General features: G+C 45.6%; 12 protein-coding genes. 7 read left to right on the top strand and 5 right to left on the bottom strand.

The annotated features are described in order from the left end of the window. Window positions 1-19: 19 nt before the first annotated feature. Both cpxA and R7Q46_RS20970 read right to left on the bottom strand, forming a co-directional pair. Window positions 20-1,414 (bottom strand): envelope stress sensor histidine kinase CpxA, encoded by a 1,395-nt coding sequence (gene cpxA, locus R7Q46_RS20965; RefSeq protein WP_054579327.1) that lies wholly within the window; start codon window positions 1,412-1,414, stop codon window positions 20-22. After that, the gene (locus R7Q46_RS20970) at window positions 1,414-2,103 is read right to left on the bottom strand and encodes a response regulator (protein WP_005382384.1); all 690 of its coding nucleotides are present in this window, start codon (window positions 2,101-2,103) and stop codon (window positions 1,414-1,416) included. Before R7Q46_RS20970 ends, cpxA begins: the two co-directional genes overlap by 1 nt. Before the next feature lie 190 nt (window positions 2,104-2,293). On the opposite strand from R7Q46_RS20970, the gene R7Q46_RS20975 reads away from it, so the two are divergent. From R7Q46_RS20975 to pfkA, 3 genes are all read left to right on the top strand, one after another. Beyond that, window positions 2,294-2,806 carry a CpxP family protein gene (locus R7Q46_RS20975; RefSeq protein WP_213970968.1) on the top strand — a complete coding sequence of 171 codons (513 nt, stop codon included), beginning with the start codon at window positions 2,294-2,296 and terminating at the stop codon, window positions 2,804-2,806. Between the two features lie 111 nt (window positions 2,807-2,917). Further along, window positions 2,918-3,826: a CDF family cation-efflux transporter FieF gene (fieF, locus tag R7Q46_RS20980; RefSeq protein ID WP_025768809.1), complete on the top strand. Its 909-nt coding sequence runs from the start codon at window positions 2,918-2,920 to the stop codon at window positions 3,824-3,826. A gap of 283 nt (window positions 3,827-4,109) precedes the next feature. Continuing rightward, on the top strand, window positions 4,110-5,072 hold the full coding sequence (gene pfkA / locus R7Q46_RS20985) for a 6-phosphofructokinase (protein ID WP_005381521.1): 963 nt from the start codon (window positions 4,110-4,112) through the stop codon (window positions 5,070-5,072). A gap of 89 nt (window positions 5,073-5,161) precedes the next feature. Here pfkA and R7Q46_RS20990 read toward each other — a convergent pair whose 3' ends face one another. Further along, window positions 5,162-6,544, bottom strand: coding sequence for an MATE family efflux transporter (locus tag R7Q46_RS20990; RefSeq protein WP_017635565.1), 1,383 nt, complete (start codon window positions 6,542-6,544; stop codon window positions 5,162-5,164). 240 nt (window positions 6,545-6,784) lie between these two features. Here R7Q46_RS20990 and R7Q46_RS20995 point away from each other — a divergent pair, with 240 nt between their 5' ends. From R7Q46_RS20995 to R7Q46_RS21005, 3 genes are all read left to right on the top strand, one after another. Continuing rightward, the gene (locus R7Q46_RS20995; protein ID WP_005381516.1) at window positions 6,785-7,075 is read left to right on the top strand and encodes a co-chaperone GroES; all 291 of its coding nucleotides are present in this window, start codon (window positions 6,785-6,787) and stop codon (window positions 7,073-7,075) included. Between the two features lie 77 nt (window positions 7,076-7,152). Beyond that, the gene (gene groL / locus R7Q46_RS21000) at window positions 7,153-8,799 is read left to right on the top strand and encodes a chaperonin GroEL (protein WP_005381509.1); all 1,647 of its coding nucleotides are present in this window, start codon (window positions 7,153-7,155) and stop codon (window positions 8,797-8,799) included. 313 nt (window positions 8,800-9,112) lie between these two features. After that, window positions 9,113-9,676 (top strand): VC2662 family protein, encoded by a 564-nt coding sequence (locus R7Q46_RS21005; RefSeq protein ID WP_213973482.1) that lies wholly within the window; start codon window positions 9,113-9,115, stop codon window positions 9,674-9,676. A 100-nt stretch (window positions 9,677-9,776) separates the two neighbouring features. On the opposite strand, the gene R7Q46_RS21010 is transcribed toward R7Q46_RS21005, so the two are convergent. Next, window positions 9,777-10,274 (bottom strand): MgtC/SapB family protein, encoded by a 498-nt coding sequence (locus tag R7Q46_RS21010; RefSeq protein ID WP_005381504.1) that lies wholly within the window; start codon window positions 10,272-10,274, stop codon window positions 9,777-9,779. 95 nt (window positions 10,275-10,369) lie between these two features. Continuing rightward, complete coding sequence (gene epmB, locus R7Q46_RS21015) at window positions 10,370-11,392, bottom strand: EF-P beta-lysylation protein EpmB (RefSeq protein ID WP_225455802.1); 1,023 nt, start codon at window positions 11,390-11,392, stop codon at window positions 10,370-10,372. A 32-nt stretch (window positions 11,393-11,424) separates the two neighbouring features. On the opposite strand from epmB, the gene efp reads away from it, so the two are divergent. Further along, the gene (efp, locus tag R7Q46_RS21020) at window positions 11,425-11,991 is read left to right on the top strand and encodes an elongation factor P (RefSeq protein WP_005381500.1); all 567 of its coding nucleotides are present in this window, start codon (window positions 11,425-11,427) and stop codon (window positions 11,989-11,991) included. Window positions 11,992-12,120: the final 129 nt, after the last annotated feature.

Consider the following 12,120-nt stretch of genomic DNA (forward strand, 5'->3'; position numbering starts at 1 on the left):
TTAGTTCATCAAATTGAGACTAACAATTGATCGGTAAGGTGATACTCATGCGCAATCCGCCTAAAGGACTTCGGCTGGCTGCGATCGTGCCACTGTGCTGGCGAATGGCACTTTCGGTAATGGTTAGGCCGAGACCTGTGCCGCCAGAGTGGCGATCGCGTGCCGTTGAAACGCGATAGAACGGGCGAAAAATCGCGGCCAGTTCCTCTTCTGGTACACCTTCTCCATTATCGTCAACCGTGATACGAAGCGTATCGTCATCGGCTTTGATGTCGATTTGTACCTCATCTTTTCCGTAGTAAATGGCGTTACGAACGATATTTTCCACCGCACTCATCAGCAGTTTAGGGTTACCGGAAATATTGCGCTTAGGTAATTCTGAATAGTGTAGCTGTTTGCCCATTTGCTCTGCTTCAAACTGCGCATCTTTAATGATTTCTTCCCATAAACTTTCTAGTGGCTGTGTTTCGCGAGTCATATGACTGTTCGCCTGCATGCGAGAAAGCTCTAATAGTTCGCTGATCATCTGTTCCAAGCGCTGCGCTTCGGTATCGATACGAGTCAGTTCTGGGCTTTCGCCTTGTTTACGCGTCGCTAATGCGCTTGCCATGCGCAGACGAGTTAAAGGTGAGCGCAGCTCGTGAGAGATATCGGATAGCAAACGTTGTTGTCCTGAAATCATTTGATTAACCGCTTCGACCATCTGGTTGAAGCTGCTGCCTGCTTGACGAAATTCCGCCGTACCTTTTTCTAAATTTGGGTCTGTGACAAATTCACCTTTCGCCACACGTTGAGCAGCGGCTTCAAGACGACGTGCAGGCTGACTCAAAGCCCAAGCAAGCCATAACAGCAATGGTGTACTAACCAGCATGACCGCAAGCAAGAGCTGGAATGGGTGATCAAACAGACGCAGGAGTAGAGGTGGTGGCTCATTCCACTTGAAGCCCACGTACATCAAGATATCGGAACCTGCCAAAGTGATAGGAATTGGGCCCGCAATCATGTATCGACCATACAGCTTCTGCTTTGGATTATTGTAATCTTCGATACTGGTGACAAAGTTTTGCATGGCACGCAATTGAAAATTGCTGCGTTTTTCTGTCGTAAGAACATTACCGCTGTAGTCAGAAAAAAAGACTCGTGGGCGAGGGTCGTGCTTGCCGTGGCGGTTGCCCTCGATACGAAAAAGTATGCGGCCTAAATCAGTTTGCTGGCTGTATTTTTGTTGGATTGAGTCACGCGTTTCTACCATACGTTTGTAGTGTTCTTCTGGAATATCGCGAGCTTTGCGTGGGTCCAAATGTGGCAGTGATAGCACGGCTATCAATACTAATAACATGGTGAACCAAAAAATGGCAAAGATGCGTCCATACAGGCTATTGATGTTTGGCAGTTTGATGCGTGATAGGTGCATTAATCCTCCTCAAGCAGCATGTAGCCACGACCACGCAGGGTTTTAATTCGCGGCTTGCCATTGCTTTGATCTGGTAATTTTTTACGTAAGTTCGAGACATGCATATCGATAGCGCGATCAAAAGCAGCGAGTCGTTTACCAAGCACATCTAAGCTCAGTGTCTCTTTGGTCAGCACTTGTCCTGGGTTTTGTACGAAGTGGGTGAGTAGCGCAAACTCGGTTGCCGTGAGGTCGAGTAGCTGTTGCTCACAATACGCTTCTTGCTTACCGGGATAGAGGCGGATTTCTTGATACTCAATGCAATCGCTGTTTTTGGTATTTTTTTGTGTGCTGCTAGTGCGGCGTAAAATCGCACGGATTCGCGCTAACAGCTCTCGGTCACTAAAAGGTTTTGGTAAATAATCATCCGCGCCCAGTTCCAAGCCGATCACGCGATCAATTTCTTCCCCTTTAGCGGTCAGCATCAAGACGGGAGTTTCCCAATTTTCACGTAAGCGTTTCAGCGTTTCCATGCCATTGAGTTTTGGCATCATGACATCCAACAAAATCAAATCAATCTTATCATTGATCGCGGCTAAGCCGGCTTCACCGTCATTTGCTTCGCTGACGTCAAACCCTTCGAAACTGAGTACTTCTTTTAATAAGCTGGTTAGCTCGATATCGTCATCGATTAAAAGAATGTTTGCCATGGGGGCACCTATAGTAAGTTACCGATAGCCTAATATTACATTGGAATGATGCGCAACGAAGAGGAGAAAAATCACTCTTTACGATTCTTTACGCTCCCTATACGTCGCTTTACCTAGCGGGTCGTATTCTATACTCAAGCGCTGTGAGAACAGCTCAGAAGAACCACTCACCTGTGTAAGGAATCGTATTATGAAGTCTGCAAAAAAACTTGTGTTAGCTGCTGTTGTTCTACCTCTTACTCTTGGCGCCGCAAGCGCATTCGCTTACGGTGGTAAAAACCATCATAAAGGTCCTCGTGACGAATGCGGCATGGGTATGGACCGAGGTGTCATGCGTCAACTAGACCTGACTGATGCACAAAAAGATCAGCTAAAAGAAATGCGTGAAGCAAACAAAGCAGAAATGAAAGCAAAATTCGCTGATGGCAAAGAAGCACGTATGGCTGAGCGTCAAGCGCATCACGCAAAAGTGCAATCGCTTTTGCTGGCGGATAATTTTGATGAAGCTCAAGCTACCGAGTTAGCAAAAGAGATGGTTGAGCGCCAAACGGAACGTCGCGTGCAAATGCTAGAAAGAAAGCACCAAATGCTTAGCGTATTAACATCTGAGCAGAAAGCGAAATTTGTTGAGCTACAAAATGAACGTATGCAAGAGTGTGGCGACAGAATGCACAAGCGCATGGAAAAGTCGCGCAATAATTAAGTCATGAATTGATGTTATATAAAGAGGCAGCCATTGGTTGCCTCTTTTTGATCTGGTTATTTCATGGTCATTCAATATACTCAACGTATGGTTTTAGTTAACTCTTTGATTATGAAACAGCAATACGCACGTTTAGTTACGACCGCCGCTTGGACTGCAACCATTGTGGCGACGCTTCTTCTGATAGTAAAAGTCATCACGTGGTGGGTAACCGGCTCAGTGAGCTTATTGGCGTCATTGATTGACTCCATGTTAGATATCGCGGCTTCGGTTGTGAATCTTGTGGTGGTTCGTTACGCCTTACAACCGGCAGACCGCGAACATACGTTTGGACATGGTAAAGCTGAGTCCTTAGCGGCCCTAGCCCAAGCAATGTTTATTTCGGGCTCGGCAGTATTTTTGATTCTTAACGGGATTGACCGATTTTTCCGCCCACATGCTTTACACGCACCGGAGTTAGGTGTGTATGTATCGCTGTTTGCGATTGTGGTCACACTTGGCTTGGTGATGTTCCAAAAACATGTGGTTCGCGTGACGGGGAGCCAAGCAATAGCGGCGGATTCTCTGCATTATCAGACTGACTTGTATATGAATGCTGCGATCATGGTGGCTCTGGGGCTCAGTTATTTTGGAGTGACTCAAGCGGATGCTGTGTTTGCGATTGGTATTGGTGTCTTCATTCTTTATAGCGCTTTCAAAATGGTCAGCGAAGCGATTCAAACCTTACTTGATAGAAAGTTGCCCGATGAAGAACTTGAGCAAATTAACCAAGCTTGTTTGAGCGTAAAAGGGGTATTGGGTGTGCATCAGTTACGCACGCGAATGTCAGGACCGACGCGCTTTATACAGTTGCATTTAGAGCTAGACGATAACTTACGATTAATTGAGGCGCATTACATCGCTGATAAAGTGGAAGATAATTTATTGGCTCTGTTTCCTGATGCGGATGTATTGATCCATCAAGATCCATTGTCTGTCGTTTTCGGACCAGAGAAAGAGCAGAAAGCGCAAGATTGGTAGGCTTGAAAAATCCATCAGTGCCCGACGACAAACAGGTACTTATTGACTATCTTTCCATCAATACTTATTAAGATTCGTGATCCTGATATGAATCAACAAAGTTTCATAGAGAAACTGTAATACTCTTACATAAGTAGAAAAGTTACATAAAAAAGTGCGTTTTCATTGGTAATCCTGTAGAGGAAATGTAACATAACGCACAGTTCTGGATTATGCAGGTTGCTTGGTAACAAGGGGCCTAAAAGAAAATTAAATAATTGATTGCCAAAGATCGAGGGTGAGCATGATTAAGAAGATCGGTGTTTTAACAAGTGGCGGTGACGCACCTGGTATGAACGCTGCGATACGCGGCGTAGTACGTACAGCACTATCCGAAGGATTGGAAGTATTCGGTGTGTACGACGGCTACCTAGGCCTATACGAAGGCCGCATCGAGAAGCTAGATCGTTCTAGCGTTTCAGATGTGATCAACAAAGGTGGTACGTTCCTAGGTTCTGCACGTTTCCCTGAATTTAAACAAGTGGAAGTTCGTGAAAAAGCGATTGAGAACCTGAAAAAACATGGTATCGATGCACTAGTGGTAATCGGTGGTGATGGTTCGTACATGGGTGCGAAGAAACTGACTGAAATGGGTTACCCATGTATCGGTCTTCCGGGCACAATCGACAACGATATCGCAGGTACGGATTACACTGTGGGCTACCTAAGTGCACTAAACACCGTTATCGATGCAATCGACCGTCTACGTGATACTTCTTCATCTCACCAACGCATTTCAATTGTAGAAATCATGGGCCGTCACTGTGGTGATTTGACTCTGATGTCTGCAATTGCGGGCGGTTGTGAATACATCATCACTCCGGAAACTGGTCTAGACAAAGACAAGCTGATCAGCAACATCCAAGATGGTATCGCTAAAGGTAAGAAACACGCGATCATCGCGCTTACTGAGCTAATGATGGATGCTAATGAACTAGCACGTGACATCGAAGCCGCGACAGGTCGTGAAACTCGTGCAACAGTACTTGGTCACATCCAACGTGGTGGTCGTCCAACTGCATTTGACCGCGTACTAGCATCTCGTATGGGTAACTACGCTGTTCACCTATTGATCGAAGGTCATGGTGGTCGTTGTGTAGGTATCGTGAAAGAGCAACTTGTTCACCACGATATCATCGACGCAATCGAAAACATGAAGCGTCCAGTACGCAACGATCTATACAAAGTTGCTGAAGAACTGTTCTAAGTAAGCTTGAAATAGATAAACAAAACCGCGGCTTTCCGCGGTTTTTTGTATTTGAGAATCAACAAAAAGAAACTAGTGATAGACGAGTGTTAAGACACGCTGCTCTGCTCTATGAGCGTTAATTTGCGCTCGCGCAGCGCAAACAAGTAGCCCAGTAGCCCACCCAACGTATTCCCAACCGCGATACCGATAAACAAGCCTTCAATGCTGTAGATTTGGCTCCCGACCCACGCCGAAGGCAAGGTAAAAATGAACAGCCGCATAAAGCTCCACTGGAATGCACGCAATGGCTTGTGCATCGCATTCAAACCACTGACTAACATCATTACGATGCCTTGGAAGCCATAACTAAATGGCACCACCAGTAAATAATGCCAAAGCAGGTTTTTCACCGCATCTTCCTGAGAAAACAGCGCAGCCAGAGGAATGCTCAGTGGCACCATCATCAAGAAGATAAACCCTTGGAATACCACTGCAAAACGCATGCTAATAAATAAACCGGAAAAGGCTCGTTGCGGTTGTTTGGCTCCTAAATTTTGTGCCATAAACGGTGTGAGGGCAGAGGTCAGCGACATCAATACTAAAATCAATATAGACTCAATACGCTGCGCTGCGCCGTAAGCAGCAACCGCCGCTGTACCGTGGTTGGATAACAGCATCATCAGAATGGCACCGGACAACGGATTCATCGCGTTTGATAGCGCTGCAGGGGTACCAATTTTTAGTGTCTGTTGCCAGTCTTGTTTCAGCAAAGCCCATTGGGGTTGAGCAAGCAATTTTTCCCGTTTAATTAGCACATAGAATGAGCCACACAAAGCACCTAACCAGCTAAAGGCACTTGCTATGGCTGCGCCTTGAATGCCAAGTTCCGGAAAAGGGCCATAACCGAAAATCAACAATGGATCGAGCATGCCATTAATCAAACCAGCCAACATCATGACTTTTGCTGGTGTTTTTGTGTCGCCAGTAGCTCGGATAGCACTGTTGCCCGCCATTGGGATCACTAGCAGAGGAATGGTGAGATACCAGACCTGCATATATTGCTCAATAAGAGGGATGAGATCATCAGACGCACCAAGAAAACGAAACAATGGCGCAATGGTGGTAAAGCCAATAGAAGACGCGATAGCCACAAGTAACACGGCTAACAACAAACCGTGGGTGGTGAACCGAGCAGCTTGTGGTGCATGACCTTGCCCAAGCAAGCGACCAATATTGGTCGATAGTCCCATCCCAATCCCCATCGTAATGCAGTTAACCGCAAAGGTTACAGGGAAGGTATAGCTGATAGCTGCTAGCGCTTGAGTGCCAAGCAACGAGATAAAAAACGTGTCCACCAAGTTAAACATCAAAATTGCGATCATGCCCATGGTCATGGGTACGGTCATTTTCCGCAGCGTTTCAGGAATGGGTGCGGTCAACAAACCATGCTTATCGGTCGCTTGGGGTTCCAGCTTGTTATTTTCCTGCATGTGTGACAACTATCTGGTGAGCAAACTGCAAGGATACAAGAAAGCGAGATGCCGAGCGAGTGAGCATTTCTAACGCAAACCGTTGCCTAGTTGTTCGTTATTTTAACTAAGTCACAAAAATTTTGTGCCACCCCCTTGGGATCGCTGCTTCGACCCCTTATATAGGGATCACGTGTCTGGGGCTACAGTCCCTAAGGACAATTATCAAATAAACATGGAAATTTTCAGGAGAGACGACCGATGAACATTCGTCCATTACATGACCGAGTTATCGTTGAACGTAAAGAAGTTGAATCTAAGTCTGCTGGTGGCATCGTTCTGACTGGTTCTGCTGCAGAAAAATCGACTCGCGGTGTTGTTCTAGCTGTGGGTAAAGGCCGCATCCTAGAAAACGGCACCGTACTGCCACTAGATGTTAAAGTCGGTGATACCGTTATCTTCGCTGAAGGTTACGGTACAAAAACTGAAAAAATCGACGGTAAAGAAGTGCTTGTCATGTCTGAAAACGACATCATGGCGATCGTTGAATAATAGCAATCATTGAGTAATTTTTTGCTCAGATTCAATTACGAAATTACACACAAAGAATTTTAGAAAGGAAATCAAAGATGGCTGCTAAAGACGTTAAATTTGGTAATGACGCACGAGTTAAAATGCTGGAAGGTGTAAACGTTCTGGCTGACGCAGTAAAAGTAACACTGGGTCCTAAAGGACGTAATGTCGTTCTAGACAAATCTTTTGGTGCACCGACTATCACTAAAGATGGTGTATCAGTAGCGCGTGAAATCGAGCTGGAAGATAAATTCCAGAACATGGGCGCACAAATGGTTAAAGAAGTTGCGTCTAAAGCAAACGACGCAGCGGGTGACGGTACAACAACAGCAACGGTACTAGCACAATCTATCGTTAACGAAGGTCTAAAAGCAGTCGCAGCGGGCATGAACCCAATGGATCTTAAGCGTGGTATCGACAAAGCTGTTGCCGCGGCAGTTGAGCAACTAAAAGAGCTTTCTGTTGAATGTAACGACACAAAAGCGATCGCGCAGGTTGGTACTATCTCTGCAAACTCAGACGCAAGCGTAGGTAATATCATTGCAGAAGCAATGGAGCGTGTGGGTCGTGATGGCGTTATCACGGTTGAAGAAGGTCAGGCGCTACAAGACGAGTTAGACGTAGTAGAAGGTATGCAGTTCGACCGCGGTTACCTGTCTCCTTACTTCATCAACAACCAAGAATCAGGCAGTGTTGATCTAGAAAACCCATTCATTCTTCTTGTTGATAAGAAGATCTCAAACATTCGTGAGCTTCTTCCAACGCTAGAAGCTGTCGCGAAAGCATCTCGTCCACTGCTTATCATTGCAGAAGATGTAGAAGGCGAAGCGCTAGCAACATTGGTTGTGAACAACATGCGTGGCATCGTAAAAGTTGCAGCTGTGAAAGCACCTGGTTTCGGTGACCGCCGTAAAGCAATGCTACAAGACATCGCTATCCTAACTGGCGGTACTGTGATTTCTGAAGAGATCGGTCTAGAGCTAGAAAAAGTTGCACTAGAAGATCTAGGTCAAGCGAAGCGTGTTTCTATCACGAAAGAAAACACGACTATCATCGATGGTATCGGTGAAGAAGAGATGATCTCTGGCCGTGTTGCTCAGATTCGTCAACAAATCGAAGACGCAACTTCAGACTACGACAAAGAGAAACTACAAGAGCGCGTAGCTAAACTGGCTGGCGGTGTTGCAGTAATCAAAGTTGGTGCTGCGACTGAAGTTGAAATGAAAGAGAAGAAAGACCGTGTAGAAGATGCGCTAGCCGCAACTCGCGCAGCGGTTGAAGAAGGTGTTGTTGCTGGTGGTGGTGTTGCACTTATCCGCGCGGCATCTAAGATTGCTCACCTAACGGGTGACAACGAAGAACAAAACGTTGGTATCCGCGTTGCACTACGTGCAATGGAAGCGCCAATCCGTCAAATCACGAAGAATGCAGGTGAGGAAGACTCAGTTGTTGCGAACAACGTGAAAGCGGGTGAAGGTAGCTACGGCTACAACGCGGCAACAGGCGAATACGGCGACATGCTAGAAATGGGTATCCTAGATCCAACTAAAGTTACTCGTTCTGCATTACAATTCGCAGCATCGGTTGCAGGTCTGATGATCACAACTGAAGCGATGGTTACTGACCTACCGCAAAAAGACGCGCCAGCGATGCCTGACATGGGCGGCATGGGTGGCATGGGCGGTATGGGCGGCATGATGTAAGCCAGCTTATCTCATCGCTCTAGGGAAACCTTATAGCGGAAAGATAACCGACCAAACCCTTAAAAGTCGAGGCAGATGCCTCGACTTTTTTATGCGTGTCACCTGAGAAACATGACGTTCTGGTGTGGCTTATCATGAAACTTTTGAGCGTAAAAAGCGCCATTTCAGAAGCAAAAAATCGAAGAGAAATATTTTTTCTTTTGAGTCAGATGGTTAAATCTGACCTATTGCTAACACTTTTTGAACGGGGACAGAGCAAAATCTGAACATTACACTATGTTGTAAATTGTTGCTTCCCATCATGGAGATGAAAATGAAAAAGCTTATGACGTCATTGGCGGTTGCAGCCGCTATCGTATCACCTGTTGCTTTTGCCGACAGTACACCTGTGATGTTCTCTACTATCGATAACACAAACGCACCCTCTAATTCTTCAGTAGGTGGCGTTCGTTTAGCTGTGTTGCATGGACAGGTAAATGAGGTTAAAGGTGTCGACTTTTCACTGCTTGGTATGTCAGAAACGGATCGTACGACAGGTGTGAACTTCGGTCTGTTTTTTGGCGCAGCAAAAGTAAATCAAGAAATGAAAGGCGCGTCTTTAGGCTTAGTTAACTGGAACCAAGGTCAGACGACGGGTGTTAACTTGGGTGCTGTTAACATTACGAACAACGTAAAAGGCTTGAACTGGAGCGCGGTGAACTATTCTGAAGGCTACACCATGGCGGATGTGGGCTTAGCGAGTATCTCTAAGAAGTCTAATTTCCAGTTTGGTTTCTTCAACATGACCGATCAAATCGATGGCGTGCAAATTGGTCTTTTGAACTGTGCGGATAACGGTTTCTTCAAGTGTTTCCCACTCATCAACTTTGCTAAGTAATCCCTGAGAAAGTCAGAATCTTTATATACAGAAAGCCCTCGATGTTCGTCGAGGGCTTTTTAATTACAGATGGGATGAAGCGAGTTTCTCGGAGCGTTAACTATTTAATTAATCGTGATGAAGTTTTGCGTTGTTGAATTCTTTGATGAACACCGCGGCGTAATGCTTTGATGTGGTTTTCTGCTTTATCCACACCTAACAACACGGTTAATGTCAGGAGAGTAATAACCACCGACTGCGTTAAATAACCCAAACCTATCATCAAACCTAAACCTGCTAGCACCCATATTACAGCCGCGGATGTTACGCCATGGATTTTTCCATCAAGTGTCATCATAACGCCAGCGCCTAAGAAGCCGACGCCAGTAATGATCTGACCAAGCACTCGTGCTTGATCAAGTGTATTTGGCGATAACGACACGGCCATCGACATAAACAGGTAGGTGCCTGAAATAATTAGTATTGCTGTGCGAATGCCAACCGGTTTACCACGAGTTTGGCGCTCTATACCGATCATGAGCCCATTAATGGCGCAGCATAGTAGGGCAGGCCAACTGAATGGGCCAAGATCGAAAATTTGTTCGAATGCAGTATGCATCTTGACCTCCAAAAGTGCGGAGTATGCATAGACTTACCGTGCAAAGCGAACAAAAATAATCAATCTAGACGACAAATTTAATTGAGCGTTGGAGCTTATTCTAAATGCAAATCCAACGGCGTTTTACTTGGCCTGCCACCAATTTCTCGTGTGAGTTTTGGCACCAGATAACCCGATACACGCGTGATGAGTCCGCGCATAATAGCTCTCGCTTCTTCGTCCGAAATAAAGTAGTGCGCTGCGCCTTGCACCTTATCAAGAACGTGGAGGTAATAAGGCAAGATACCCGCGTCAAATAAGGCCTCACTTAATGCCACTTGAGCTTCTACCGAATCATTCACGCCTTTCAGCAGAACGCCTTGGTTTAGAAGCGTAACGCCCGCTCTTTTGAGCTTGAACATCTGTTCAGCAAATTCGTCATTGATTTCGTTGGCATGGTTGATGTGAGTGACGAGGATGATTTGTAACCTTGATGCTTGCAGCAGTTGGCATAGTTCATCAGTGACTCGAGCTGGAATCACCACAGGTAAACGGCTATGAATACGCAGACGTTTGATGTGAGGAATATGAGCAATGTGCTCTAAAAGCCAATGAATCTCATCGTCTTTTGCCATTAATGGATCACCACCTGAGAAGATGACTTCGTTCAACTCTGGTTGTTGTGCCATGTACTCTAAGCACTTGGTCCAGGCTTGTTTCCCGCTTTTGTTCTCTTGATAAGGGAAGTGACGACGAAAACAGTAACGGCAATTTACCGCGCAGCCACCTTTGACAATCATCAGGGCGCGGTTGCGATACTTGTGTAGCAGGCCAGGGACTTCATTGTCTTGCTCTTCCAATGGATCATTGGAGTAACCCGGATGCACCTCAAATTCGTCGCTCAGTGGTAAAACCTGACGTAAAAGAGGGTCTTTAGGGTTGCCTTTCTCCATCCTATCGACAAAACTTTGCGGTACACGCTGTGCAAACAGCTTGCGCGCGGCAAACCCGTCTTGCCACGGTGAAGGATCAATTTCCAGTATTTCGAGCAATTTTGCAGGATCAGAGATCCCATTCGCCAACTGTTTGAGCCAGTTTTGCTCAACAGATTCGACTTTTCGGGTTATTATGTGCGGCATTGAATTTAGCTCTAAGAATGTAAGAGGAAAAAATGGCTACAGTTAGCACCAATGAATTTAAAGGCGGTCTTAAGTTAATGCTTGATAACGAGCCTTGTGTAATTCTGGAAAACGAATACGTTAAACCAGGTAAAGGCCAAGCGTTCAACCGTGTTAAAATTCGTAAACTTCTTTCTGGTAAAGTGCTAGAGAAAACATTCAAGTCTGGTGACACTTGTGAAGTGGCAGACGTAATGGATATCGACCTAGATTATCTATATTCAGACGGCGAATTCTACCACTTTATGAACAGTGAAACGTTTGAACAGATCGCAGCGGATGCAAAAGCGGTAGGTGAAAACGCTAAGTGGTTGGTAGAAAACAACACTTGTATGATCACTCTTTGGAACGGTAACCCAATTACTGTTACTCCACCAAACTTCGTTGAGCTAGAAGTTGTAGACACAGACCCAGGCCTGAAAGGTGATACTCAAGGTACTGGCGGTAAACCAGCGACGCTATCAACTGGCGCTGTTGTTCGTGTTCCTCTGTTCATCTCAATTGGTGAAGTGATTCGTGTAGATACTCGTACTGCTGAATACGTAGGTCGTGTGAAGTAAGCACTTTATATGATTGTTAGAAAGGTCGCTTCGGCGGCCTTTTTTATTGCCTGTGATTCTTCTCTTTTAATCCCTCTGCGTAAAACATCGATATCCTCCGCAAATTTTTGATGATTTTGTATTATTCGT

The organism is Vibrio sp. 811 (assembly GCF_033339195.1).

Bases quoted from the DNA above. Each gene is read 5' to 3' on its own strand.
- cpxA (WP_054579327.1), bottom strand. From the start codon at position 1,414: ATGCACCTATCACGCATCAAACTGCCAAACATCAATAGCCTGTATGGA.
- R7Q46_RS20970 (WP_005382384.1), bottom strand. From the start codon at position 2,103: ATGGCAAACATTCTTTTAATCGATGACGATATCGAGCTAACCAGCTTA.
- R7Q46_RS20975 (WP_213970968.1), top strand. From the start codon at position 2,294: ATGAAGTCTGCAAAAAAACTTGTGTTAGCTGCTGTTGTTCTACCTCTT.
- fieF (WP_025768809.1), top strand. From the start codon at position 2,918: ATGAAACAGCAATACGCACGTTTAGTTACGACCGCCGCTTGGACTGCA.
- pfkA (WP_005381521.1), top strand. From the start codon at position 4,110: ATGATTAAGAAGATCGGTGTTTTAACAAGTGGCGGTGACGCACCTGGT.
- R7Q46_RS20990 (WP_017635565.1), bottom strand. From the start codon at position 6,544: ATGCAGGAAAATAACAAGCTGGAACCCCAAGCGACCGATAAGCATGGT.
- R7Q46_RS20995 (WP_005381516.1), top strand. From the start codon at position 6,785: ATGAACATTCGTCCATTACATGACCGAGTTATCGTTGAACGTAAAGAA.
- groL (WP_005381509.1), top strand. From the start codon at position 7,153: ATGGCTGCTAAAGACGTTAAATTTGGTAATGACGCACGAGTTAAAATG.
- R7Q46_RS21005 (WP_213973482.1), top strand. From the start codon at position 9,113: ATGAAAAAGCTTATGACGTCATTGGCGGTTGCAGCCGCTATCGTATCA.
- R7Q46_RS21010 (WP_005381504.1), bottom strand. From the start codon at position 10,274: ATGCATACTGCATTCGAACAAATTTTCGATCTTGGCCCATTCAGTTGG.
- epmB (WP_225455802.1), bottom strand. From the start codon at position 11,392: ATGCCGCACATAATAACCCGAAAAGTCGAATCTGTTGAGCAAAACTGG.
- efp (WP_005381500.1), top strand. From the start codon at position 11,425: ATGGCTACAGTTAGCACCAATGAATTTAAAGGCGGTCTTAAGTTAATG.